23 protein-coding genes and 1 tRNA gene are annotated in these 24,936 nt (G+C 69.0%); 9 read left to right on the top strand and 15 right to left on the bottom strand.

Going from position 1 to position 24,936, the window contains the following annotated elements:
- Positions 1-21: 21 nt before the first annotated feature.
- The 11 genes from ACIA8N_RS18560 to dnaA form a co-directional block, all read right to left on the bottom strand.
- A complete protein-coding gene (locus ACIA8N_RS18560; protein ID WP_365776707.1) occupies positions 22-1,353 on the bottom strand; it encodes a hypothetical protein in 1,332 nt (443 codons plus the stop codon).
- A 106-nt stretch (positions 1,354-1,459) separates the two neighbouring features.
- The gene (locus tag ACIA8N_RS18555; protein ID WP_003958712.1) at positions 1,460-1,594 is read right to left on the bottom strand and encodes a DLW-39 family protein; all 135 of its coding nucleotides are present in this window, start codon (positions 1,592-1,594) and stop codon (positions 1,460-1,462) included.
- A 180-nt stretch (positions 1,595-1,774) separates the two neighbouring features.
- Positions 1,775-1,848 (bottom strand) — tRNA-Ile (locus ACIA8N_RS18550).
- A 98-nt stretch (positions 1,849-1,946) separates the two neighbouring features.
- Positions 1,947-2,513 carry a DUF3566 domain-containing protein gene (locus tag ACIA8N_RS18545; RefSeq protein ID WP_365776704.1) on the bottom strand — a complete coding sequence of 189 codons (567 nt, stop codon included), beginning with the start codon at positions 2,511-2,513 and terminating at the stop codon, positions 1,947-1,949.
- 106 nt (positions 2,514-2,619) lie between these two features.
- A complete protein-coding gene (gyrA, locus tag ACIA8N_RS18540) occupies positions 2,620-5,259 on the bottom strand; it encodes a DNA gyrase subunit A (RefSeq protein ID WP_365776702.1) in 2,640 nt (879 codons plus the stop codon).
- 41 nt (positions 5,260-5,300) lie between these two features.
- Positions 5,301-7,328, bottom strand: coding sequence for a DNA topoisomerase (ATP-hydrolyzing) subunit B (gene gyrB, locus ACIA8N_RS18535; protein WP_365776700.1), 2,028 nt, complete (start codon positions 7,326-7,328; stop codon positions 5,301-5,303).
- A gap of 481 nt (positions 7,329-7,809) precedes the next feature.
- On the bottom strand, positions 7,810-8,373 hold the full coding sequence (locus ACIA8N_RS18530; RefSeq protein ID WP_365776698.1) for a DciA family protein: 564 nt from the start codon (positions 8,371-8,373) through the stop codon (positions 7,810-7,812).
- Entirely contained in the window at positions 8,370-9,491 is a 1,122-nt protein-coding gene (gene recF / locus ACIA8N_RS18525) for a DNA replication/repair protein RecF (RefSeq protein WP_365776696.1), read from the bottom strand. Before recF ends, ACIA8N_RS18530 begins: the two co-directional genes overlap by 4 nt.
- A gap of 60 nt (positions 9,492-9,551) precedes the next feature.
- Complete coding sequence (gene gnd / locus ACIA8N_RS18520; protein ID WP_031127006.1) at positions 9,552-10,430, bottom strand: phosphogluconate dehydrogenase (NAD(+)-dependent, decarboxylating); 879 nt, start codon at positions 10,428-10,430, stop codon at positions 9,552-9,554.
- 187 nt (positions 10,431-10,617) lie between these two features.
- A complete protein-coding gene (dnaN, locus tag ACIA8N_RS18515; RefSeq protein WP_030205035.1) occupies positions 10,618-11,748 on the bottom strand; it encodes a DNA polymerase III subunit beta in 1,131 nt (376 codons plus the stop codon).
- Positions 11,749-12,621: 873 nt separating this feature from the next.
- On the bottom strand, positions 12,622-14,403 hold the full coding sequence (dnaA, locus tag ACIA8N_RS18510; protein WP_365776694.1) for a chromosomal replication initiator protein DnaA: 1,782 nt from the start codon (positions 14,401-14,403) through the stop codon (positions 12,622-12,624).
- Between the two features lie 393 nt (positions 14,404-14,796).
- On the opposite strand from dnaA, the gene rpmH reads away from it, so the two are divergent.
- From rpmH to ACIA8N_RS18465, 9 genes are all read left to right on the top strand, one after another.
- Complete coding sequence (gene rpmH / locus ACIA8N_RS18505; protein WP_030205020.1) at positions 14,797-14,934, top strand: 50S ribosomal protein L34; 138 nt, start codon at positions 14,797-14,799, stop codon at positions 14,932-14,934.
- Positions 14,935-14,955: 21 nt separating this feature from the next.
- On the top strand, positions 14,956-15,327 hold the full coding sequence (gene rnpA / locus ACIA8N_RS18500; RefSeq protein WP_365776691.1) for a ribonuclease P protein component: 372 nt from the start codon (positions 14,956-14,958) through the stop codon (positions 15,325-15,327).
- Entirely contained in the window at positions 15,324-15,650 is a 327-nt protein-coding gene (yidD, locus tag ACIA8N_RS18495) for a membrane protein insertion efficiency factor YidD (protein ID WP_015034858.1), read from the top strand. Before rnpA ends, yidD begins: the two co-directional genes overlap by 4 nt.
- Positions 15,651-15,653: 3 nt before the next feature.
- Positions 15,654-16,976, top strand: coding sequence for a membrane protein insertase YidC (gene yidC / locus ACIA8N_RS18490; RefSeq protein WP_365776689.1), 1,323 nt, complete (start codon positions 15,654-15,656; stop codon positions 16,974-16,976).
- A 45-nt stretch (positions 16,977-17,021) separates the two neighbouring features.
- Positions 17,022-17,546 (top strand): R3H domain-containing nucleic acid-binding protein, encoded by a 525-nt coding sequence (locus ACIA8N_RS18485; protein WP_365776687.1) that lies wholly within the window; start codon positions 17,022-17,024, stop codon positions 17,544-17,546.
- Positions 17,547-17,663: 117 nt separating this feature from the next.
- Positions 17,664-18,380: a 16S rRNA (guanine(527)-N(7))-methyltransferase RsmG gene (gene rsmG, locus ACIA8N_RS18480; RefSeq protein ID WP_365776685.1), complete on the top strand. Its 717-nt coding sequence runs from the start codon at positions 17,664-17,666 to the stop codon at positions 18,378-18,380.
- A gap of 236 nt (positions 18,381-18,616) precedes the next feature.
- Entirely contained in the window at positions 18,617-19,723 is a 1,107-nt protein-coding gene (locus tag ACIA8N_RS18475; RefSeq protein WP_365776683.1) for a ParA family protein, read from the top strand.
- Positions 19,720-20,820: a ParB/RepB/Spo0J family partition protein gene (locus tag ACIA8N_RS18470; protein ID WP_365776681.1), complete on the top strand. Its 1,101-nt coding sequence runs from the start codon at positions 19,720-19,722 to the stop codon at positions 20,818-20,820. Before ACIA8N_RS18475 ends, ACIA8N_RS18470 begins: the two co-directional genes overlap by 4 nt.
- A 174-nt stretch (positions 20,821-20,994) precedes the next feature.
- Complete coding sequence (locus ACIA8N_RS18465) at positions 20,995-21,612, top strand: GNAT family N-acetyltransferase (RefSeq protein WP_030549759.1); 618 nt, start codon at positions 20,995-20,997, stop codon at positions 21,610-21,612.
- 97 nt (positions 21,613-21,709) lie between these two features.
- Here the strand turns inward: ACIA8N_RS18465 and trxA are convergent, their stop codons facing one another.
- From trxA to sigM, 4 genes are all read right to left on the bottom strand, one after another.
- Entirely contained in the window at positions 21,710-22,045 is a 336-nt protein-coding gene (gene trxA, locus ACIA8N_RS18460; RefSeq protein ID WP_365776677.1) for a thioredoxin, read from the bottom strand.
- A 47-nt stretch (positions 22,046-22,092) separates the two neighbouring features.
- Positions 22,093-23,058 (bottom strand): thioredoxin-disulfide reductase, encoded by a 966-nt coding sequence (trxB, locus tag ACIA8N_RS18455; protein ID WP_365776675.1) that lies wholly within the window; start codon positions 23,056-23,058, stop codon positions 22,093-22,095.
- A gap of 139 nt (positions 23,059-23,197) precedes the next feature.
- Positions 23,198-24,136, bottom strand: coding sequence for an anti-sigma factor (locus ACIA8N_RS18450; protein ID WP_365776673.1), 939 nt, complete (start codon positions 24,134-24,136; stop codon positions 23,198-23,200).
- Complete coding sequence (gene sigM / locus ACIA8N_RS18445) at positions 24,133-24,843, bottom strand: RNA polymerase sigma factor SigM (RefSeq protein ID WP_365776671.1); 711 nt, start codon at positions 24,841-24,843, stop codon at positions 24,133-24,135. Before sigM ends, ACIA8N_RS18450 begins: the two co-directional genes overlap by 4 nt.
- Between the last annotated feature and the right edge of the window lie 93 nt (positions 24,844-24,936).

Raw genomic sequence — 24,936 nt, 5'->3', positions numbered from 1 at the left:
CCGCAGCCCCGCGAAAAGGCCCTACGCCGCCCGCCGCCGCGCCACCAGCGTCCACGCGCCGAGGCCGAGCAGCAGCACCGTCCCGCTGCCGATCCCGGCCATCGCGACGACCTCCATGGAGCCGTTCCGCTCCGCCGCACGCGCCCCACTGGCGCCGTTCGCGGCGGCCTCCTTGTCGTCGGCGGTCACCTTGAACGGCCCCGGGTCCCCGTCGTAGCCGGGTCCCGGCTTCGCACTGCCCCGTACGGAGACCCGCAGGGTCAGCGGCACCGCCTTGTCCCCGTACTCCGCGGCGATCTCCGGGCTGAGCGTGGCCGCCAGGTAGTACCAGCCGGCGAACCGCATGCCGCTGGTGGCGTCCTGGTACGAGGTGCGGTTCTCGTGGGCCACCGGCCGCAGCGCGTCCAGCTCCAGGGTCGAGGGCTTCCCGTCGTAGCTGGCGGTCTTCTCGTCGACGTGTCCGAGCGCCGGGTTCTCCAGGGAGAGGACCAGGGCGTTGCCGACGTACTCGTCACCGCTGGCGCTGCTGCCGAGTTCGGCGCTGGCGAAGAGCTGCTGCCCCCAGTCGACCGGCACCCGGTAGAACAGCGTCTGTCCCGGCCGGATGTCGGACCGCCACTCGCCCTGCGTCAGCGAGGTGGCGTCATGGATCCCGGAGCCGCCCTGCCGCTTCACGGGCTCGCTCGCGGGCGGCGCGGGCGTGCCGGAGGCCCAGACCTCGGGCAGTTCGGTCGGCCCGGCCTTCTTCAGGCCGGGCTCGGCCGCGTACCGGATCTCCAGGTCCCAGTCCTCCTGGCCGGAGGTCGGCTTCGACTCCCGCTCGACGAGCACGTAGTAGGCGCCCGCGCGCTGGCAGCTGGAGCTGTCGGCGTCGACGATCCGGCGGGCGTACGCGGCGAGCGGCCGGGTGTACTCGGCCGAGGAGAAGTTCACCTGCTGGTAGCCGCATTCGGTGCCGGAGCCGTCCTGCATGCTGATCTTGACGCCGTCGCCGTACTCGACCTTGCCGCCGCTCCTGGGGACGGCGACCACGGAGACGTACGCGTTCCGCTTGTCGTCGAGGTCGACCCGGTAGTAGACCTTGCCGTCCTTCCTGAGCGTGTCGCGGTAGGTCTGCCCGGTCTTCAGCGGCACGGCGTCGGAGCTCGAAACGGCCCCCTGGACCCGCTGCGCCGCACTGTCGAAGGTGTACGGCGGCAAAGGGGCCCCTTCAACGGACAAGGCCCTCCCCGGCGCCGCCACCTGACCGGGCAGCGCCACCGCCTGACCGGGCAGCGCCGCGACCGTTCCCACCGCCGCGGCCGCCGTGATCAGGGCCCCCGCCCTCCGACCGATCCCGGCCTGCGTCTTCACGCGCCCTCCACCCCTTCACTTAAGCAAGTCGACAATTTGCTCAGGCAAAGCAAAGCCCCGGCCCGCTCACGCGCGGCCGGGGCTTCACCCACAGACGGTCTTCGTCTCAGACACCCGAACCTGCGGGCACGGAGTCGGTCGCCTCCGTCCACAGGTCCTGCTCGGCGCGATCCGCCTGGATCTGGCGGTACACGAGGAGCCCGCCGATGGCGGCCAGTGCGACCAGGAGCAGCTTCTTCACCGCGCGACCTCGTCTTTCGTTGACGTAGGAGACTTCTGACGCCCACTCTACACATCGACCGATACCGATCGGTGACCTGTGCGAGCTTCAAACCCCCGACGCGCCCCGGAGGTCACCGACCAGGCCCGGGACAAACGAAATCGACCCGGACGGAGTAACCGTCCGGGTCGATCGATACTGTGGGGCTAACAGGATTTGAACCTGTGGCCTCATCCTTATCAGGGATGCGCTCTAACCAACTGAGCTATAGCCCCGCCGCGCTTTGCGGTGTGTGTCCCGCGCGCTGACTCCTGAAGATTAGCGCACGTGGGGGCCAGTCCCAAAATCCGTTCCCGGACCGGCCCCGCGCGTCCTACTCGTCCTCGGCGAGCGTGAGCTCCACACCGCCGACGAAGCCGGCCGACAGGTTGTAGATGAACGCGCCCAGCGTCGCCAGGGCGGTCATCAGGACCACGTCGATCACGGCGATCACCGAGGTGAACATCAGGACCCGGGGCAGCGAGAGGAACGACTGCAGGTCGAAGCCGTTGGACTCGTTCGAGCCCGTGGCCTCGCTGATCGTCCCGCCGACCGTCGAGAACACGCCCATGGCGTCCATGACCATCCACAGCACCGCCGCGGCGACGACCGTGCAGATGCCCAGCGCGATGGAGAGCAGGAAGCTCACCTTCATCACCGACCACGGATCCGCCTTGGCCACCCGCAGCCGCGCCTTGCGCGTACGGGGCGTCGTGCTCGCCCCCGTACGCGGCCGGCGTACGGCCCCGGTCTGGCCGCCCGCCGTGCCGCCCGGCGCCTGAGCGCCGTACGCCTGCGGCGGGTGATACGGCCCGCCCGGCTGCTGCGTGCCCGCACGCTCGCCGGGCAGCGGCCCGTTGTAGGTCTCGTACGAGGGCTGCTGCCCTCGAGTGTCCGTCACCGCAACCCCCTGGGAGTCCGTGGCGGGGCCACGGGCGCCGTTCGCTCCAGCACCAGCAGAAGCTCCGGCGGCCGCCGATCCGGCGCCCGTGGCTCCACTCACGCTCTTACTCCTCGTGCTCCCCGGCCGAGGGCTCCGTGCCCTCGACTGCCTCGGTCCCGACCGCCTCGGTCTCGACCACCACGTCCTCGGACGCCTCCACGGCGTCTTCGGCGCCGCCGATCTCGTCCGCGTCGTCGGCGTCCTCGTCCTCGCTGCCGGCCTCGGCGTTCCGTGCGATGCCGACGACGGCATCGCGCTTGCCCAGGTTGATCAGCTGGACGCCCATGGTGTCACGGCCGGTCTCCCTGACTTCGTTGACTCGCGTACGAATCACACCGCCGGACAGCGTGATGGCGAGGATCTCGTCCGTCTCCTCGACCACCAGCGCGCCCACGAGAGAGCCACGGTCCTCCACGATCTTGGCGGCCTTGATACCGAGGCCGCCACGGCCCTGGACGCGGTACTCGTCGACGGGGGTGCGCTTCGCGTACCCGCCGTCGGTCGCGGTGAAGACGAACGTACCCGGCCGGACGACATTCATCGAGAGCAGTTCGTCGTCGGCGCGGAAACTCATCCCCTTGACACCCGAGGTGGCGCGTCCCATCGGACGCAGCGCGTCGTCGGTGGCGGTGAAGCGGATCGACTGCGCCTTCTTGCTGATGAGCAGCAGGTCGTCCTCGGCCGAGACCAGTTCCGCGCCGATCAGCTCGTCGTCGCCGCCGTCCTCCGTCTCCCGGAGGTTGATCGCGATGACACCGCCCGAACGAGGCGAGTCGTAGTCCTTCAGCGCGGTCTTCTTGACCAGGCCGGCCTTGGTGGCGAGCACCAGGTACGGCGCGGCCTCGTAGTCGCGGATCGCCAGGATCTGGGCGATCTGCTCGTCCGGCTGGAAGGCGAGCAGGTTGGCCACGTGCTGGCCGCGCGCGTCCCGGCCGGCGTCGGGCAGCTCGTACGCCTTGACCCGGTAGACCCGGCCCTTGTTGGTGAAGAAGAGCAGCCAGTGGTGGGTCGTGGAGACGAAGAAGTGGTCGACGATGTCGTCCTGCTTCAGCTTCGTGCCCCGCACGCCCTTGCCGCCGCGCTTCTGCGAGCGGTAGTCCTCGGTCTTCGTCCGCTTCACGTAGCCACCGCGCGAGATGGTGACGACGATGTCCTCCTCGGCGATCAGGTCCTCGATGGACATGTCACCGTCGAAGGGCACGAGCTTGGAGCGGCGGTCGTCGCCGAACTTCTCGACGAGCGCGGCCAGCTCCTCGCTGACGATCGAGCGCTGGCGCTCCGGGGAGGCCAGGATCGCGTTGTACTCGTTGATCTTCGCCTGGAGCTCGTCGTGCTCGGCGACGATCTTCTGGCGCTCCAGGGCGGCGAGCCGGCGGAGCTGCATCTCCAGGATCGCGTTGGCCTGGATCTCGTCGATCTGCAGCAGGTCCATCAGGCCGCCGCGGGCGATCTCGACGGTGTCGCTGCGCCGGATGAGGGCGATGACCTCGTCGATGGCGTCGAGAGCCTTGAGCAGACCGCGCAGGATGTGGGCGCGCTCCTCGGCCTTGCGCAGCCGGAACTTGGTCCGGCGGACGATGACCTCGATCTGGTGCGTCACCCAGTGGCGGATGAACGCGTCGAGCGAGAGGGTGCGCGGCACGCCGTCGACGAGCGCCAGCATGTTCGCGCCGAAGTTCGTCTGCAGGTCGGTGTGCTTGTAGAGGTTGTTCAGTACGACCTTGGCGACGGCGTCGCGCTTGAGCACGATGACGAGGCGCTGGCCGGTCCGGGACGAGGTCTCGTCGCGGACGTCGGCGATGCCGCCGATCTTGCCGTCCTTCACCAGGTCGGCGATCTTCTGCGCGAGGTTGTCCGGGTTGGTCTGGTACGGCAGCTCCGTGACCACCAGGCACTGGCGGTTCTGGATCTCCTCGACCTCGACGACCGCGCGCATCGTGATGGAGCCACGGCCGGTGCGGTATGCCTCCTCGATGCCCTTGCGGCCGACGACGAGCGCGCCGGTGGGGAAGTCCGGGCCCTTGATCCGCTCGATCAGGGCGTCGAGGAGCTCCTCGTGGGTGGCCTCGGGGTGCTCCAGGGCCCACTGGGCGCCGGCCGCGACCTCGCGCAGGTTGTGCGGCGGGATGTTGGTCGCCATACCGACGGCGATGCCGGCGGAGCCGTTGACCAGCAGGTTAGGGAACCGGGCCGGCAGGACGGTCGGCTCCTGGTTGCGGCCGTCGTAGTTGTCCTGGAAGTCGACGGTCTCCTCGTCGATGTCCCGGAGCATCTCCATCGACAGCGGGATCATCTTGCACTCGGTGTACCGCATGGCGGCGGCCGGGTCGTTGCCCGGGGAACCGAAGTTGCCGTTGGAGTCGACGAGCGGCATCCGCATCGACCAGGGCTGGGCGAGGCGGACGAGCGCGTCGTAGATCGAGGAGTCGCCGTGCGGGTGGTACGTACCCATGACGTCACCGACGACGCGGGCGCACTTGTAGAAGCCCTTCTCGGGCCGGTAGCCGCCGTCGTACATCGCGTACAGCACGCGACGGTGGACGGGCTTGAGGCCGTCCCGTACGTCGGGCAGCGCGCGGGACACGATGACGGACATCGCGTAGTCGAGGTACGAACGCTGCATCTCGGTCTCGAGCCCGACGGGCTCGATGCGGACCACGGGGCCCTGCTCTTCGGTGGTGCCGGGAGTGATTTCGTCGGCCATTGCTGGTCGTCAGTCCTTTCGTACGGTCAGCTGAGACCGACTCAGATGTCGAGGAAGCGAACGTCCTTGGCGTTGCGCTGGATGAACGAGCGCCGCGCCTCGACGTCCTCGCCCATCAGCACCGAGAACAGGTCGTCGGCCTGCGCCGCGTCGTCCAGGGTGACCTGGCCGAGCACGCGGTGCTCGACGTCCATGGTCGTGACGCGCAGCTCCTCGGCGTTCATCTCACCGAGACCCTTGAAGCGCTGGATCGAGTCTTCCTTGATCCGCTTGCCGTTCTGCTTGCCGAGCGTGACGAGCGCGTCCCGCTCCCGGTCCGAGTACGCGTACTCGAAGTCGTCCCTGCCCCACTTGATCTTGTAGAGCGGCGGGCGGGAGAGGTAGACGTGACCGGCCTCGACCAGCGGGCGCATGAAGCGGAAGAGGAAGGTGAGCAGCAGGGTGTTGATGTGCTGACCGTCGACGTCGGCGTCCGCCATCAGGATGATCTTGTGATAGCGGAGCTTCTCGATGTCGAAGTCCTCGTGCACACCGGTGCCGAAGGCCGAGATCAGGGCCTGGACCTCGGTGTTCTGCAGGATCTTGTCGATCCGGGCCTTCTCGACGTTCAGGATCTTGCCTCGGATCGGCAGGATGGCCTGGTACATCGGGTTGCGGCCGGACTTGGCCGAGCCGCCTGCGGAGTCACCCTCGACGATGAAGATCTCGCACTTGGCGGGGTCGTTCGACTGGCAGTCGGACAGCTTGCCCGGCAGCGAGGCCGACTCCAGGAGCCCCTTGCGGCGGGTCAGGTCGCGCGCCTTGCGGGCGGCCACGCGCGCGGTGGCGGCCTGGATCGACTTGCGGATGATGTCCGCGGCCTCGACCGGGTTGCGGTCGAGCCAGTCGTTGAGGTGCTCGTAGACCGCCTTCTGGACGAAGGTCTTCGCCTCCGTGTTGCCCAGCTTGGTCTTGGTCTGGCCCTCGAACTGCGGCTCGCTCAGCTTGACCGAGATGATCGCGGTCAGACCCTCGCGGATGTCGTCGCCCGTGAGGTTGTCGTCCTTCTCGCGGAGGAACTTCTTGTCGCGCGCGTACTTGTTGATCAGCGAGGTCAGCGCCGCACGGAAACCCTCCTCGTGCGTGCCGCCCTCGTGGGTGTGGATGATGTTGGCGAAGGAGTACACGCCCTCGCTGTAGCCGCTGTTCCACTGCATCGCGACTTCGAGGGAGAGGGCCTTGTCCTTGTCCTCGGCCTCGAGGTCGATCACGGTGGGGTGGATCAGCTCGCCCTTGCGCGAGTTGAGGTACTTCACGAAGTCGACGATGCCGCCCTCGTAGTGGTACTTCACCGTGCGGGCGGTGGGCTCGGCGGCCTCCGCCTCGGGGTCGTCCGCACCGACCGTGGCCTTCGCCGACTCGCGCTCGTCCGTGAGCGTCAGGGTGAGGCCCTTGTTGAGGAAGGCCATCTCCTGGAAGCGGCGCGCGAGCGTCTCGAAGGAGTACTCGGTGGTCTCGAAGATGTCCGGGTCGGCCCAGAAGGTGACCGAGGTACCGGTCTCCTCGGTCGCCTCGTGCTGCTCGAGGGGCGCGGTGGGGGCGCCCATCTTGTAGTCCTGGGTCCAGCGGTGGCCGTCGGTCTTGATCTCGACGGCGATCTTGGTGGAAAGGGCGTTCACGACGGAGACACCGACACCGTGCAGACCGCCGGAGACCGCGTATCCGCCGCCGCCGAACTTGCCGCCCGCGTGCAGCACGGTCAGGACGACCTCGACGGCCGGCTTGCCCTCGGACGCGACGATGCCGACGGGGATACCGCGGCCGTTGTCGACGACGCGCACGGCGCCGTCGGCCAGGATCGTCACGTCGATGGTGTCCGCGTGACCGGCCAGGGCTTCGTCGACCGAGTTGTCGACGACCTCCTGCACCATGTGGTGCAGACCGCGCTCGCCGGTCGAGCCGATGTACATGCCAGGGCGCTTGCGCACCGCATCCAGGCCTTCGAGGACCTGGATGTTGCTGGCGGTGTACTGGTTGTTCTCGTTGGGGTTGCCGGAATCGGCCACGAAGCGCCCTTTCTGGCACAGCACAAGCCGTTCTCCGGGCATACGGGAGCGGCTGCGTCGTTCGACATGTTCCGCAGGGTGGCGGGATTGTCTCCCAGTCTACCGGTAGCTCCGACACTCATGGGGGTTTGCCGGTCCCTGAGTCCGCATGTGCCGCCCTGTCCGGGAGCGAGACGACTCCCCATATCCGGACAGGGGCTTCAGAGCCCTCTGACGGCCACCCAGCGCTTCGACCCGTAGCGCGCTGTGCGGACCCCCGACACCGACTTCCGACCACGTCGCGGATCCGTTCGCCCCACGTCGTGGGCACGCGTTCCGAACCCACGTTGTGGGCATGCGTTCCGCCGGGGCGATGGGGGTGCCCCCTGCTCGAGCGAAGCCGAGAGCTTGGGGGAGGGTGGGCACAACGCCCCTAGCGCAGCGCCCTCTGCTTGCACCCGCACCCCATGCACCGTCACCCCGTACCGCCCGCACGCACCGCTCGGCACCCCTGCGGCCCGGCGCTCTAGCCGTACGTATCTCCGGGCCCGACAGACCCCGGCGCCCTGAGCGGCCCGTACCCCCGCCGAGGCGCCCCCGGCCCCAGCACCTTGATCACCCGCACCGTCCCGTGCCCGAGGTCCTCGTTGAGCCGGGCGACGAGCCGAGGCGCGAGCAGCCGCAGCTGCGTGGCCCAGGCCGTCGAGTCGCACTGCACGGTGAGCACCCGCGCGTCCGGCTCCTCGTCGTACTTCAGCGGTACGCAGTGCTTCGCAAGGTCCTCGCCGACGATCTGCGGCCAGCGGCCCATGACCCCGCCGACCGCCGCCGGCGTCTCCCAGCCCCGCTCGGTGATGAGCCGGTTGATGGCCGCGCCGAGCGCCATGGGGTCGCGCCCGTCGGCGCGCGCGCCGGAGCGCAGTCCGCCCCCGCGCCGGGCCTGCTTCTTCTGCTGGGCGGCCGCGCCCCTGGCCTTGGCCTGTTCCTTGGCGGCGCGCAGCGCGACCCGTGCGAGATCGACCCCCGAGGACTCGGCGATCTGCGGAGCCGCCGGCTTGTCCACAGGCTGGGGAAGCTGTTCGTCGCTCATGCCCGCTCCACCGTCCCTCCGGCGACCGTGTACCGCGTCCCCGCGAGCACCCCGGGTACGTCGTCGTCCACAGCAGCCGTCACGAGGACCTGCTCGCCGCCCGCCACCAGCTCCGCGAGCCGTTCGCGCCGCCGCGCGTCCAGCTCGGCGAACACGTCGTCGAGGACGAGGACGGGTTCGTTGCCCTCGGAACGCAGCAGGTCGTACGAGGCGAGCCGCAGCGCCAGCGCGTACGACCAGGACTCGCCGTGACTGGCGTACCCCTTCGCCGGCAGGTCGCCGAGCTTGAGCAGCAGTTCGTCGCGGTGCGGTCCGACCAGCGTGACGCCCCGCTCGATCTCCTGCTTGCGCACCTCCGCGAGCGCGGCGATCAGCTGCTCGTACAGCTCCTCGCGGGTGTGCCCGGTGCCCGGCGCGGAGGGCCGGTACTCCAGCAGAATCGGTCCGCCGGCCGGCGCGAGCTGGTCGTACGCCTTGTCGGCGAGCGGCTGCAGTACGGCGATCAGGTCGAGCCGCTGGGCGAGCAGCTCGGCTCCGGTCCGCGCCAGGTGCTGGTCCCAGACGTCGAGCGTGGACAGGTCCATGCCGCGCCCGCCGTGCCGCCGTGCCATCGCGGCCGACTTCAGAAGTGTGTTGCGCTGCTTGAGCACGCGCTCGTAGTCGGAGCGCACGCCCGCCATCCGCGGCGTGCGGGCCGTGATCAGCTCGTCGAGGAAGCGCCGGCGCTCGCCGGGGTCGCCCTTGACCAGGGCGAGGTCCTCGGGCGCGAACAGCACGGTCCGCACGATGCCGAGCACGTCACGCGGCTTGACCTGCGAGGACCTGTTGATACGGGCCCGGTTGGACCGGCCGGGGTTGAGTTCGAGCTCGACCAGCTGGGAACGCTCGCCCTGGGTGACGGCGGCTCGGATGACCGCGCGCTCCGCCCCCATCCGGACGAGCGGGGCGTCGGAGGCGACGCGGTGGCTCGAGAGGGTCGCGAGATAGCCGACGGCCTCGACCAGATTGGTCTTCCCCTGGCCGTTGGCGCCCACGAAAGCGGTGACGCCCGGGTCGAGCGGGACCTCGACCCGGGCGTAGGAGCGGAAGTCGGCCAGCGAGAGATGCGTGACGTGCATGGTTGGGCGCCGACCTTCTTCCCCCGGCGGCTGCGCACCGCGGGGTGCACAGCCTGTGGATTACTTCTTGGACTCGACCGCGTGGCCGCCGAACTGGTTGCGCAGCGCGGCGATCATCTTCATCTGCGGGGAGTCGTCCTGACGCGAGGCGAACCGCGCGAACAGCGAGGCGGTGATCGCCGGCAGCGGTACGGCGTTGTCGATGGCGGCCTCGACGGTCCACCGGCCCTCGCCGGAGTCCTGAGCGAAGCCGCGCAGCTGGTCCAGGTGCTCGTCCTCGTCCAGCGCGTTGACCGCGAGGTCCAGCAGCCAGGAACGGATGACCGTGCCCTCCTGCCAGGAGCGGAAGACCTCGCGCACGTCGGTGACGGAGTCGACCTTCTCCAGGAGCTCCCAGCCCTCGGCGTAGGCCTGCATCATCGCGTACTCGATGCCGTTGTGGACCATCTTCGCGAAGTGGCCGGCGCCGACCTTGCCCGCGTGGACCGAGCCGAACTCGCCCTCGGGCTTGAGGGCGTCGAAGATCGGCTGGACCTTCGCCACGTCCTCGGCGGAGCCGCCGTACATCAGGGCGTAGCCGTTCTCCAGGCCCCAGACACCGCCGGAGACGCCGCAGTCGACGAAGCCGATGCCCTTGGCCGCCAGCTCCTCGGCGTGCTTCTCGTCGTCCGTCCAGCGCGAGTTCCCGCCGTCCACGACGATGTCGCCGGGGGAGAGCAGGTCGGCCAGCTCGTCGACGGTGGACTGGGTCGCGGCACCGGCCGGGACCATCACCCACACGACGCGCGGACCCTTGAGCTTGCCCACAAGCTCTTCGAGGCTGTGGACATCGGCGAGGTCCGGGTTGCGGTCGTATCCGATGACGGTGTGGCCTGCGCGGCGGATGCGCTCACGCATGTTGCCGCCCATCTTGCCGAGACCGACGAGACCGAGCTCCATCAGAGATTCCTTAAGCGTCGTGTGCGGTTTACCCGGGTCCGAGCCTACGCCCGGACCCCGGCGCACACCTGTGGGGTCAGCCGCTCAGGCGATGCCCCGAAAACCGCCTCAGCCGGAGAGTCGCACCGGCATACTGCGGCCTTCCCGGGGGGCGACCCCCGGACCCCCGGGGTAGACAGCCAGGGCCTCAGCCGGAGAGTCGCACCGGCATGATCAGGTACTTGTAGGCCTCGTCCGCCTCGGCGTCCACGGCCGGCTTGCCGCTGAGCAGCGCCGGCTTGGTGGAGGTCGTGAAGGAGAGCTGGGCGACCGGGGAGTCGATCGCGCTCAGACCGTCGAGCAGGAAGGTCGGGTTGAAGGCGATCGAGATGTCGTCACCCTCCAGCTGCGCGTCCACGCGCTCCACAGCCTGTGCGTCGTCGCTGGAGCCGGCCTCCAGGATCAGCACGCCCTGCTCGAAGCTCAGCCGGACCGGGGTGTTGCGCTCGGCCACCAGGGCCACACGCTTCACGGCCTCGACGAAGGGGGCGGTCTCGATCACCGCGACCGAGTTGAACTCGGTGGGGAAGAGCGTCCGGTACTTGGGCAGGTCGCCTTCGAGCAGCCGGGTGGTGGTGCGGCGGCCCGCGCCCTCGAAGCCGATCAGGCCCTCGCCCTTGCCGGAGCCCGAGAGCGCCAGGGTGACGGTGTCGCCGCTGGTGAGCGCCTTTGCGGTGTCCAGGAGGGTCTTCGCGGGCACCAGGGCGACCGCGGAGGCGTCCGGGGACTCCGGCTTCCACAGGAACTCGCGGACCGCGAAGCGGTAGCGGTCGGTGGAGGCCAGGGTGACCGTGTCGCCCTCGATCTCGATGCGCACACCGGTGAGGACGGGCAGCGTGTCGTCACGGCCGGCGGCGATGGCCACCTGGGCCGCGGCGGAGGCGAAGACCTCACCGGGGACGGTGCCGGTCGCGGTGGGCATCTCCGGCAGCGCCGGGTACTCCTCCACAGGCAGGGTGTGGAGGGTGAAGCGGGAGGAGCCGCAGACCACGGTCGCCCGTACACCGTCTGTGGAAATCTCCACCGGACGGTTGGGGAGGGCGCGGCAGATGTCGGCGAGCAGCCGGCCGGAGACTAGGACGGTGCCGTCCTCCTCGACCTCCGCCTCGACGGAGACGCGGGCCGAGACCTCGTAGTCGAAGCTCGAGAAGCTCAGCGCGCCGTCCTCGGCCTTCAGCAGAAGGCCCGCGAGAACGGGCGCCGGCGGACGGGCCGGAAGGCTACGGGCCACCCAGGCCACCGCCTCCGCGAGTACATCGCGCTCCACCCGGATCTTCACCGGAACCGCCTCCTGCTGTTGCTGGCTCTTCGTCGACTGCGGGAACCAGTCTGACGTACGCCGCCGACACTCGGTGCGGCTCGGGGTCAAGTCGCGACGAGGGCGCGTCGGAGTTCCGGCGCCGAGTTGTGCACAGGCCCCACTTCGAAGCGGATTCCTAGCTAACTCTAAGTGGGAGTAGTAGTAGGGCCTGTGGAAACGGTGGATAACGTCGTTTTCGCAGGTCAGGTCCTGTTTTTTGTCCACCGAGCCTGTGGGTGGAGCCGGTGGACAACTGGGGTTCTCTGTGGACACCCGAAAGTTCTGCACACCCGGTACACAGGCCATGGGGAGTTCTCCCCAGCGCTGTCCCCAGCTTTCCCCAGGTTCCCCACAGCCCAAACGTCTCCCTTGGTGTGACCGCTTTCACTCGGGCCGGTGAGCGGGGGTGTTTCGTTGCCGAACAGTGGACAGCGGTGTGGAGAAGCTGTGGGCAACCTGCCCTTCCCTGTGGGTTGCCGGTGGACAACCGCGGGGGCCCCCTGTGGACGAAAAGTTCATCCACAGCCTGTGGAGATCTTTTACCAACAATTCCACAAGGGCCTGACCTGGGGTGATGATCTGTCAGGAGGCCAGCCTGTGGACACGTTCCGGATAACTCGACAGTCCCCACCCTGTGGACGGGAGATCATCCCCCAATCTGTGGAGAACCCGCCACCGAAACGGAGTAATCGAACAGCCCGATCGGCGTACAGGCGCAGGGGAAGGCCCGCGGAGCCGCCGAGCAGCCCTCCGTGAGGGCCGAAACGGGCTCCTCGCTCACGGCCCGGGAACGCCGAAGGGCGCCCCGGGAGGTGTCCCGGGGCGCCCTTCGGGGGCCGCTGAAGCGGTCCGTCAGCCGTTCTTGATGCGGTTGGTCAGCTCGGTGACCTGGTTGTAGATGGAGCGCCGCTCCGCCATCAACGCGCGGATCTTCCGGTCCGCGTGCATCACCGTCGTATGGTCACGGCCGCCGAACTGCGCGCCGATCTTCGGCAGCGACAGGTCCGTGAGCTCGCGGCACAGGTACATGGCGATCTGCCGTGCCGTCACCAGGACCCGGCTGCGCGAGGACCCGCAGAGGTCCTCCACCGTCAGACCGAAGTAGTCGGCCGTCGCCGCCATGATCGCCGGCGCCGTGATCTCCGGCGACGAGTCCTCGCCCCCCGGGATCAGGTCCTTGAGGACGATCTCGGTCAGACCCAGGTCCACCGGCTGCCGGTTGAGGCTCGCGAAGGCCGTCACCCGGATCAGCGCGCCCTCCAGCTCACGGATGTTCCGCGAGATCCGGGACGCGATGAACTCCAGTACCTCCGGCGGGGCGTTGAGCTGCTCCTGCACCGCCTTCTTGCGGAGGATCGCGATGCGCGTCTCCAGCTCGGGCGGCTGCACATCGGTGGTGAGCCCCCACTCGAAGCGGTTGCGGAGCCGGTCCTCCAGGGTCACCAGCTGCTTGGGCGGCCGGTCCGAGGAGAGCACGATCTGCTTGTTCGCGTTGTGCAGGGTGTTGAAGGTGTGGAAGAACTCCTCCTGCGTCGACTCCTTGCTCGCGAGGAACTGGATGTCGTCGACGAGCAGGATGTCCACGTCGCGGTAGCGCTTGCGGAAGGCGTCGCCCTTGCCGTCGCGGATCGAGTTGATGAACTCGTTCGTGAACTCCTCGGAGCTCACGTACCGCACGCGCGTACCCGGGTAGAGGCTCCGCGCGTAGTGCCCGATCGCGTGCAGCAGGTGGGTCTTGCCGAGGCCCGACTCCCCGTAGATGAAGAGCGGGTTGTACGCCTTCGCCGGCGCCTCGGCCACCGCGACCGCCGCCGCGTGCGCGAAGCGGTTCGAGGAACCGATGACGAAGGTGTCGAAGAGGTACTTGGGGTTCAGCCGCGCGTGCTGCTCACCCGGGGCGCCGGAGCCCTGCCCGGAGGACTGCGAACCGTGGCCGCCGCCCGGGACGCCCCCCGGCCGCTGCCCGGGACCGCCCGGCCGGGGACCGGGACGGGCGCCGTGGCCCTGCGGGTCGGAGTGATCGCCGCGCTCGGGGCGCTGCTGCTCGTATCCGCGGGGCGGCTCGTCGTACCGCGACTGCCGGGGCTGCTCGGGACCGGTGTACGGAGCCCGCTCCTGGTAGCCGCCCATCCGGGGCTGCTGCCAGGACAGGTCCTCCTGGGTGCGCGGCCAGGCGCCCGGGTCGGGACGCTGCTGCTGCGGGTAGTCCGGGTAGGCCGGGCGTGCGGTGGGCAGCCCGTCGTCGGGCATCGGCCGGTGGCCGTACCCGTCGTACTTCTCGTACGGCTCGGGCTGCGCGCGCTCGTCGTAGCGGGACTGCTGCGACTGCTGCAGCGGCGGCGCGGGAGGCGTCGGCTCGCCGACGGAGTCGTCGACGGTGATCGCGATGCGGATCGGGCGACCGCACTCACGGCTCAGGGTCTCGCTGATCAACGGCGCGAGCCGTCCTTCGAGGACGCGCTTGCCCCATTCGTTGGGCACGGCGAGCAGCGCCGTGTCGGCGACCAGGGCGAGCGGCTGGCAGCGCTCGATCCACTGCTTGTCCTTCGGCTCGATCCCCTGCTGGCCCTCGGCGAGAAGGTGCTCGATGACCCGTGGCCACACTGCGGCAAGATCGGCAGGTACGTCAGCCACGGGGCACGCTTTCTCGCAGGTCCCACGATGGTGTGGTTCTCGGGGACGGTGGGTCGGTGTCCGTGAGGACAGGTCCGTGAGGACAGGTGAGGACAGAACGGAAAAGATGTGGAGTCCGTCCACGGTAGTCGTGGCGGCTGACGTGGTTCAAGTTTTGTCCACAGCCTGTGCACAATGGAGGCTGGCGACAGGTCGGTTTGACCGGATGGCGTAGCCGCGCGTACCGTAACCAGGTCGAGTTGTCGATGGCTGCTGCCGCCTGCCTCCGATGGGCAAAGATCACGATCTGTGGTCGCGAAGCGGTGCACTCGGGCGAATGCGAGCTACTCGTGGGCGCACGGTGACAGCCAGGCGATGTCCCGCCACCACCCGAATCATTTCTGGAGCCCCCGAGTGAGCAAGCGCACCTTCCAGCCGAACAACCGTCGTCGCGCGAAGACCCACGGCTTCCGCCTGCGCATGCGCACGCGTGCCGGTCGAGCCATCCTTGCGAACCGCCGTTCCAAGGGTCGCTCTGAGCTGTCCGCCTGATCCGCTTAAACGGGTCATGACGTGCTGCCTACCGAGAATCGGCTGAGGCGGCGCGAGGACTTCGCAATCGCGGTACGCCGAGGGCGCCGGGCCGGTCGCCCGCTCCTCGTCGTCCACCTACGCAGCGGTGCAACGGACCCGCACGCGCCTGGGGAGAGCGCTCCCCCGGCACGTGCGGGTTTCGTCGTGAGCAAGGCCGTGGGCGGTGCGGTCGTACGCAACCAGGTGAAGCGACGTCTGCGCCATCTCGTCCGCGACCGGCTCTCCGCGCTGCCCCCCGGTAGCCTGGTGGTCGTACGGGCGTTGCCCGGAGCCGGCGACGCCGACCACGCACAGCTGGCCCGAGACCTGGACGCCGCTCTTCAGCGGCTGCTGGGAGGGGGCGCGCGATGAAGTACCCGCTGCTGGCTCTCATCAAGCTGTACCAGTGGACGATCAGCCCGCTCCTGGGCCCCGTCTGCCGGTACTACCCGTCGTGTTCCCACTACGGATTCACGGCCATCGACCGGCATGGCGCGATCAAGGGCACGGCCCTGACCGCCTGGCGCATCCTGCGGTGCAACCCGTGGTCGCCCGGCGGTGTGGACCATGTCCCCCCGCGTAAGCGCCCCCGCTGGCACGAAATGCTGAGGAACGCGCTGCGCGGCGACAAGGGCGGGTCCACCGCCGAGACGAGCCCGGCCGCAGAGACCTCGCCCAATGCTCAAGGAGCCTGATTAGTGGACACGATTGCCAGTTTTTTCAGCTTCATCACCACACCTGTCTCATGGGTGATCGTCCAGTTCCACAAGCTGTTCGGGGCGATCTTCGGGCCTGACACGGGCTGGGCCTGGGGCCTGTCGATCGTGTGCCTGGTGGTGCTGATCCGTATCTGTCTGATCCCGCTGTTCGTCAAGCAGATCAAGTCGACGCGGAACATGCAGGCGCTCCAGCCGAAGATGAAGGCGATTCAGGAGCGCTACAAGAGCGACAAGCAGCGTCAGTCCGAAGAGATGATGAAGCTGTACAAGGAGACGGGCACCAACCCGCTCTCCTCGTGCCTTCCCATCCTGGCGCAGTCGCCGTTCTTCTTCGCCCTGTACCACGTGCTGTCTTCGATCGCCTCGGGCAAGGAAGTCGGTGTCATCGACGGCCCGCTGCTCGCCAGCGCCCGTCAGGCCCACATCTTCGGTGCCCCGCTCGCCTCGAAGTTCACGGACAGCGCCGCCTCCGTCGCCGCGCTCGACGCCTCGATCACGTCGGTCCGCATCGTCACCGCGATCATGATCATCATGATGTCGGCGTCGCAGTTCTTCACCCAGCGCCAGCTGATGATGAAGAACGTCGACCTCTCGGTGAAGACCCCGTACATGCAGCAGCAGAAGATGCTCATGTACATCTTCCCGGTGATCTTCGCCGTCATGGGCATCAACTTCCCCGTCGGCGTCCTCGTCTACTGGCTGACCACCAACGTGTGGACCATGGGCCAGCAGATGTACGTGATCAACCAGAACCCGACCCCGGGCAGCAAGGCGCAGGACTCCTACCTCCAGCGTCTGCTGAAGAGCATCACCACCCACGGCGAGGTCCGCGGCCGGCGCCGCAAGACCATCGTGAAGGTGATCGTCGCCAAGAGCAGCAGCGACCGCAACGAGAACGAGCGCCGCTTCTTCTCGGGCCTGACCAAGGCCGGCTTCGCCGCCCAGCCCGACGGCACCGTGATCAAGAGCGACACGATCGAGGCCGAGGCCGAGGGCGGTGCCGCCGCACGGCGTCAGCAGCCCAAGCGCCAGACCAAGGCCCAGCGCCAGGCCGCCGCTGCCCAGCAGGCCGCGGTGAAGGACACCGAGGAGGACTCCGAGCCGGCCGCCGAAACGGCGACCACCTCGCTCGAGAAGAAGCCCCAGGGCCCGGCCAAGACCGCCGCGAAGGACGAGACGAAGGACGAGGCGGGCGACAAGCCGGCGCGTCCGAGCCGTGCCAACTCCGGAGGCTCCCGCCAGGGCAAGTCCGGTCAGCGCAAGGGCCAGCAGCGGCCCAAGCACCCGTCCTCCAAGAAGTAAGCCTCCAGGCCTCCAGGCCTCGCCGAAGCAAGAAGGAGTCCATCCGTGACGGAAGGCACCACCTCCGCCGCCGCCTCCGCCGCCGCCGAGGGTGGCGACACCCTGACCCGCCTGGAGCAGGAGGGTGAGATCGCGGCCGACTACCTCGAGGGTCTGCTCGACATCGCCGACCTCGACGGCGACATCGACATGGACGTCGAGGCGGACCGGGCCGCGGTCTCGATCATCAGCGACGCCAACAGCCGTGAGCTGCAGAAGCTCGTGGGCCGCGACGGTGAGGTCCTGGAGGCCCTCCAGGAGCTCACCCGGCTGGCCGTGCACCGGGAGACCGGTGACCGCAGCCGTCTGATGCTCGACATCGCCGGCTTCCGCGCCAGGAAGCGCACCGAGCTCGCCGAGCTGGGCGCCAATGCCGCGGTCGAGGTGAAGTCCACCGGTCAGCCGGTGAAGCTGGACCCGATGACGCCGTTCGAGCGCAAGGTCGTGCACGACGCGATCGCCGCCGCCGGTCTGCGCAGCGAGTCCGAGGGCGAGGAGCCGCAGCGCTTCGTCGTTGTTCTCCCGGCCTGAACCCTCACGTAGTGTCGGCCCCGTCTGCTCGCAGGCGGGGCCGATCTTTGTCAGCCCGATAGTCAGCCACCACAGTGCGCTCGCACGCGATGCGTGCGGTACGGAAGGACGGTTCCCGTGACGGAGGCAGCGGAGCTCCCCGAGGCTCCGGAGCAGGCACGCACAGTCTTCGGTGAGTACTTCCCGGAGGCCGTGCGGTATGCGGAGCTTCTCGCGGACGCGGGTGTGAAGCGCGGCCTGATCGGCCCGCGCGAGGTCCCGCGACTGTGGGAGCGCCACCTCCTGAACTGCGCTGTCCTCGCGGAAGCCGTCCCCGAGGGCGTCACCGTCTGCGACGTGGGCTCGGGAGCCGGCCTTCCCGGCATCCCGCTGGCTCTGGTCCGGCGTGATCTGAAGATCACGCTCCTGGAACCGCTCCTTCGCCGGACGAACTTCCTCCAGGAGGTCGTCGAGCTGCTCGGCCTCGACCACGTGACCGTGGTCCGAGGACGTGCGGAGGAGATGCTCGGCAAGATCACCCCCGTGCACGTGGTGACCGCTCGCGCGGTGGCTCCCCTTGACCGGCTGGCCGGCTGGGGTGTCCCCCTGCTCCGCCCCTACGGCGAGATGCTGGCGCTCAAGGGCGACACCGCGGAGGAGGAGATCAACGGTGCTCGCGCCGCGCTCTCCCGGCTCGGTGTGGTGGAGACCTCGGTGCTCCACGTGGGCGAGGGGATCGTCGATCCACTGACCACGGTGGTCCGGGTGGAGGTCGGTGAGAGCCCGGGTGGCGTGCGGTTCGCGGCGAAGCGCGCCAAGGCGGCCCGGACGAGCAAGACCCGCCGACGCCGCTGAGCGTCCCATACGTACCATTTCGGAGTGTCGAACGGTCCTGGCCGGGCAGCAGGGGCATGGTGTTTCACGTGAAACGTCGCTCACTGCTGCAGGGGATCATCAGCCGCGGTCGCGCGGCTGCCACGCCCCGGGACCGTCGACCCCGCGTGAAGCCACCCGCGAGGGTTACGGAGATGTCCACAGAGGTGGATTCACCCACAGAACCACCGGCCTCGCTGGTTCACGACCCCGAAAGCATGGCAGGCTCTCCCCATCGCGAGCCTGAAGCCGAGGAGAGTGAATCCTTGCGGTCCAACGCCAACATCGCGGGACCGATGACCGATCCGGTCCCCGGTCCCCGAACCGAATCGGCGGGGGAGGATGTTTCACGTGAAACACCGCCCCCGATGGACGACACCCCCATTGGTCGTGCTGCCCAACTGGCAGTAGAAGCCCTGGGTCGTGCCGGTGAGGGACTTCCCCGCCCGGCTCAGACTCGCGTGATGGTGGTCGCCAATCAGAAGGGCGGCGTGGGCAAGACGACCACGACGGTCAACCTTGCCGCGTCCCTGGCCCTGCACGGGGCCCGGGTCCTGGTCATCGACCTCGACCCGCAGGGCAACGCCTCCACGGCGCTCGGTATCGACCACCACGCCGAGGTCCCTTCGATCTACGACGTGCTGGTGGACAGCAGGCCGCTCTCCGATGTGGTCCAGCCCGTCATGGACGTCGAAGGCCTCTTCTGCGCCCCCGCGACCATCGACCTCGCGGGTGCGGAAATCGAGCTGGTGTCGCTGGTGGCCCGCGAGAGCCGTCTGCAGCGGGCCATCCAGGCCTATGAGCAGCCGCTGGACTACATCCTGATCGACTGCCCGCCCTCGCTCGGCCTCCTCACGGTCAACGCCATGGTGGCCGGTGCAGAGGTACTGATCCCGATCCAGTGTGAGTACTACGCGCTGGAGGGACTCGGTCAGCTCCTGAGGAACGTCGACCTGGTCCGGGGGCACCTGAACCCCGCACTCCATGTCTCGACGATTCTGCTCACGATGTACGACGGCAGAACGAGGCTCGCGTCCCAGGTCGCGGACGAGGTGCGGACCCACTTCGCCGAAGAGGTGCTGCGGACCAGCATCCCGAGGTCCGTCCGGATCTCCGAGGCACCGAGCTATGGACAGACGGTCCTCACCTATGACCCGGGCTCCAGCGGCGCCCTGTCGTACCTCGAAGCGGCCCGGGAGATCGCCCTGCGGGGGGCGGCCGTGCACTACGACCCGCAGCACGCCCATGGAGGGCACGCCCCCGCCGGGCACGCCCCCGTGGGGCACCAGAACAACCAGCGCAGCATGTCGGAGGGGATCCAGTGAGTGATCGACGTAGGGGACTGGGGCGTGGGCTCGGTGCGCTGATCCCCGCTGCTCCCCAGGAGCGTCAGGCGTCGACGGTCGGCGCTGGGGCGGGTCTGGCCTCCCCCGGCGCGGTCCCGGCCCTGCCGGCGGACCGAGGTGTGGCCGCCGCCAAGCTGGCGACGCTTCCGCAGAGCGCGCAGTCCCCGGAGTCCACGGTGTCGTGGAACGCATCCGAGGGCGGGGTCCGGCCGGAGCCGCCGGCGGGTGCCTACTTCACCGAGCTTCCGATCGAGTCCATCGTTCCGAACCGGCATCAGCCGCGTGAGGTCTTCGACGAGGACGCCCTGGCGGAGCTGGTCGTCTCCATCACGGAGGTCGGCCTGCTGCAGCCCGTGGTCGTGCGCAAGGTCGATGATGAGAGCTACGAGCTCGTCATGGGTGAGCGTCGTCTTCGAGCGTCCAAGACGGCTGGTCTGGAACGGATTCCGGCGATCGTCCGGGACACCGACGACGAGAAGATGCTCCTGGACGCGCTCCTGGAGAACCTTCACCGTGCCCAGCTGAACGCGATCGAAGAGGCCCACGCCTACGAGCAACTGCTCAAGGACTTCGGCTGCACCCACGACCAGCTCGCGGAGCGAATCGGGCGTTCCCGCCCGCAGATCTCCAACACCCTGCGTCTCCTGCGGCTCTCGGCGCCGGTGCAGCGGAGGGTCGCCGCCGGAGTGCTGTCCGCCGGCCACGCGAGGGCTCTGCTCGGTGTGGAGGACCCGGAGGCCCAGGACAAGCTGGCCTACCGGATCGTCTCCGAAGGCCTCTCGGTGCGCACGGTCGAGGAGATCGTCAGTGTCATGGGCTCCGAGGAGTCCGCCGGTACGGTCAAGCCGAAGGGCCCGCGAGCGGGTGGCCGCGTCTCGCCCGCGCTCACGGACCTCGCCTCCCGGCTCTCGGACCGCTTCGAGACCCGGGTGAAGGTCGACCTGGGGCAGAAGAAGGGCAAGATCGTCGTCGAGTTCGCTTCGCTGGAGGATCTGGAGCGGATCCTGTCGACCCTGGCCCCCGGTGAGGGACGGGTCATGGACCAGAAGAACGCCGAGAAGGGCGCGGAGGGCTGATCCTCCGTCCTCTGAGGCCGCCCAGGGCGGGCCGTGCTCCGGTCTTCACCGGAACGCGGCCCGCCCTTTGCCTGTGAGCGGTGTCCTCCCGATCGCCCGATCGATACGATCGAAGAGGCCTATCCGTTCAAAAAGCACGGTCGTGCTCGATGGCGAGGGAAGTGAGGAGCGGACGTGGGGCGTCGGCTCGTACCGCTCACGCTGGACAACCTTCCGGACCTGCCCAAGCGGTGTCGCTCCTGTGTCTTCTGGGAGCTCGATCCGGTCAGCGGAGAGGCCGCGGTGAAGGCGGGCCGCCCGGAGCTGGAGAAGGAAGCCTGGATCTCCGGAGTCCTCCTGGAGTGGGGATCCTGCGGCCGGGTGGTCTATGTCGACGACGTACCGGTCGGCTACGTCCTCTACGCTCCCCCGGCTTATGTGCCGCGCTCGACCGCCTTTCCGACGAGCCCTGTGGCCGCCGATGCGGCGCAGTTGATGACGGCCTGGATCATGCCCGACTACCAGGGGCAGGGGCTGGGCCGGGTGATGGTGCAGACCGCAGCCAAGGATCTGCTGCGGAGGGGGTTCAAGGCCATCGAGGCGTTCGGCGACGCCCGGTGGAAGGAGCCCGCCTGCATGCTGCCGGCCGACCATCTGCTGGCGGTGGGCTTCAAGACCGTGCGGCCGCATCCGGCCTTCCCCCGTCTGCGGCTGGAGCTCCGGACGACGCTCTCCTGGAAGGAGGACGTCGAGATGGCCCTGGACCGCCTTCTCGGCGCGGTACAGAAGGAGCCCGCCCTGCGCCCCCTCTGATGCCAGGACACGAGAACGGCCCGCCCCTTCCGGGGCGGGCCGTTCACTGTTTCACGTGAAACAACGCTGCTGTTTCACGTGAAACAGCAGCGGAGCATCAGGCCTTGCTCGGCTCGACGAAGTCCGCGAGGTCACGCAGGATGGCGGCCTTGGGCTTGGCGCCGACGATGGTCTTCACGACCTCGCCGCCCTTGTAGACGTTCAGCGTCGGAATGGACATGACGCCGTACTTGGCAGCCGTGGCCGGGTTCTGGTCGATGTTGAGCTTCACGATCTCGATCTCACCGCCGTGCTCGGCGGCGATGGCCTCGAGCGACGGGGCGATCTGGCGGCACGGGCCGCACCACTCGGCCCAGAAGTCCACCAGGACGGGCTTGTCGCTCTTGAGGACATCCTCTTCGAAGGAAGCGTCAGTCACAGTCTTCAGGGCCACAGCGGCCTCCTTGATCTCGCGGGGTGTGGGGTGGGGAGTGGGACGGGTCAGACCGCGGGGGTCTCGGCCAGCTTCTCGCTGTCGGCGAGGGCGGCCAGGAAGCGCTCGGCGTCCAGCGCCGCGGAGCAGCCGGTGCCGGCGGCCGTGATGGCCTGGCGGTAGGTGTGGTCGACGACATCGCCGGCGCCGAAGACACCCGTGAGGTTCGTGCGCGTCGAGGGGGCGGCCACCTTGAGGTAGCCCTCCTCGTCGAGGTCCAGCTGGCCCTTGAAGAGCTCGGTGCGCGGGTCGTGGCCCACCGCGATGAAGAGGCCGGTGACGGCGAGCTGACGGGTCTCGCCGGTCTTCGTGTCCCGCAGGGTCAGACCGCTGAGCTTCTGCTCACCGTGGATCTCGGTGACCTCGCTGTCCCAGGCGAAGGAGATCTTCGGGTCGGCGAAGGCGCGCTCCTGCATGGCCTTCGAGGCACGCAGGCTGTCGCGGCGGTGGACGATCGTGACGGACCTGGCGAAGCGCGAGAGGAAGGTGGCCTCCTCGATCGCGGTGTCGCCGCCGCCCACCACGGCGATGTCCTGGTCCTTGAAGAAGAAGCCGTCGCAGGTGGCGCACCAGGAGACACCGCGTCCGGAGAGCACGTCCTCGTTCGGCAGGCCGAGCTTGCGGTGCTGGGAGCCGGTGGTGACGATGACGGCCTTGGCGCGGTGCACGGTGCCGGCGGTGTCGGTGACGGTCTTGATGTCACCGGTCAGGTCCACGGCGATGACGTCGTCGGGGACCAGCTCGGCGCCGAAACGCTCGGCCTGGGCCCGCATGTTGTCCATCAGGTCCGGGCCCATGATGCCGTCACGAAAGCCGGGGAAGTTCTCGACCTCGGTCGTGTTCATCAGGGCGCCACCGGCGGTGACGGCTCCCTCGAAGACCAGGGGGTTCAGCGACGCCCGGGCCGTGTAGAGCGCAGCGGTGTAACCCGCGGGCCCGGAGCCAATGATGATCACGTTACGGACGTCGCTCACGGGTGTCTTCCTCGTCTCTGCAGACTGCCACTGCCTACGGGGGCGGTTGTCTCGGTCGCTCTCACCCCACCCAACGGATCCTAAGGGGCGTACATTCCCGGGACCGCCGCGCGGCACCGTGGCCGCGCGGGGAGCGAGGTCAGGAGCGGGGGTAGGTCTGACTGAAGAGGAGCTCGGCGGCCGGGCTTCCGCTTCCCGTGGTCCGGTCCGCGCAGGAGGCGTCGAGCACATAGGCCTGGACCCGGGTGCTGTCGGCGGGGTCCGCCAGGACGACCAGATAGGCGGAGGTCCCCTCGTATTCGCCCCGCTCCTGTCCGAGCGTCGCATCGGTGCGGCCTGTGCCGGCCAGCACACAGGCGGGGACGGCGGTGTCCCTGTTCCGCTGGGGAGACGGGGTGGCAGCCTCGGCTGACATCGACTCGGGTCCGACACCTCGGGGCGTCGTGAGGGTGCTCTCGTCGGCCAGGAGTGCCTGGACCCTGTCCTCGACCGGAGAGCCGGAGAAGGGGCTCAGAGCCGTCTTGGCGGCGTCGGCCTTCATCGTGTCCCCCGCCGGGTCGCCGGCCTGCATGGTGCCCGTCTGGCTGAGGTAGAGGCTCGTTCCCAGGACCACGGCACCGAAAGCGGCGCCGATCGTGGACAGCAGAGCGAGCCTGCTGCGACGGCGGGGCCGTCCGGTCCGGCCGGGGCCGGTAGCGGCGCCGGGGCGGCCCGCAGGGCGGTCGGCGACGGGGGTACGGGCCGGGGAGGGAACGGTCTCGGATGGCGCGGGCGATGTTTCACGTGAAACGGGGGCGTCGTTCTCCGGCGTGGTGGAGTCGAGGAGGGCTTCGGCGGCGAGGGCGGCGTCGATCCGGCCGGCGATCTCGGCAGGCATACGGGGCGGGCCGGGCAGGGTGCCCAGGAGACCGCGGATCTCCTCCAGGGAGGTCCGTACGTCGGCGCAGAGCGGACAGGAGTCCAGGTGGCGGCGTACGGCGGCGGAGCGGCTCGGCGAGAGCAGCCCCTCGGTCAGATCGGAGATCTCCGAGACGTCCGGGTGCTGTGTTGTGTCGGCCTTGCCGGTCGTGGAAGTCACGCGCGCCCACCTCCGCCCTTCACAGCAGCTGGATCAGTCGGTCCGGTGTCCGTCGGCCCCGGCACCGGTGGGACGGATGTCCCCGGCGTCCGGTTCCTTCCCCCATCGGGGGCCTCGTTACCCACCGTATCGACGCGCAGATGAGTGACCATCGGCAGCAGGCGTGCCCGCCCGCGCGCGCAGCGGCTTTTCACCGTGCCGGTGGGAACGCCGAGGATACGGGCGGCCTCCGCGACCGGATAACCCTGCATGTCCACCAGGACAAGGGCGGCGCGCTGGTCTGCGGGGATCGCGGCGAGTGCGGCAAGGACCTCCCGGTGGACGTCCTGCCGTTCCACGGGCGCCTCGGCCGACTCGTGGGGTTCGAGGAGCTGCTCGAACCGGTCGGTGTCGTTGACGGGCGAGGTCCTGCGGGAGGCGGTCTTGCGCGCCCGGTCGAGACAGGCGTTCACGGTGATGCGGTGCAGCCAGGTGGTGACGGCCGACTGGCCCCGGAAGGTGTGGGCGGCCCGGAAGGCCGAGACGAGGGCGTCCTGAACGGCGTCAGCGGCCTCCTCGCGGTCCCCCAGGGTCCGCAGGGCCACAGCCCAGAGCCGATCCCGATGCCGCCGCACCAGCTCACCGAAGGCGTGGGGATCCCCGGCGACGTGACGTGCCAGAAGGTCGTCGTCCGTCGCCGTCCGGGAATCGTCAGCCGCAGGTGCCACGGTTCCCCTCCTTGCTCGGCAGCCGTGCAGGCATTCAATCCGGTCCGTGCCCGGAAGTAAATGAGCGCCGAGCTGGGCTCGGCGCTCATCGGT

This window comes from Streptomyces sp. NPDC051822 (genome assembly GCF_044452745.1).
In the GTDB taxonomy this organism is placed as follows: Bacteria; Actinomycetota; Actinomycetes; order Streptomycetales; family Streptomycetaceae; genus Streptomyces.
This window is presented reverse-complemented; position numbering and strand designations above follow the sequence as displayed.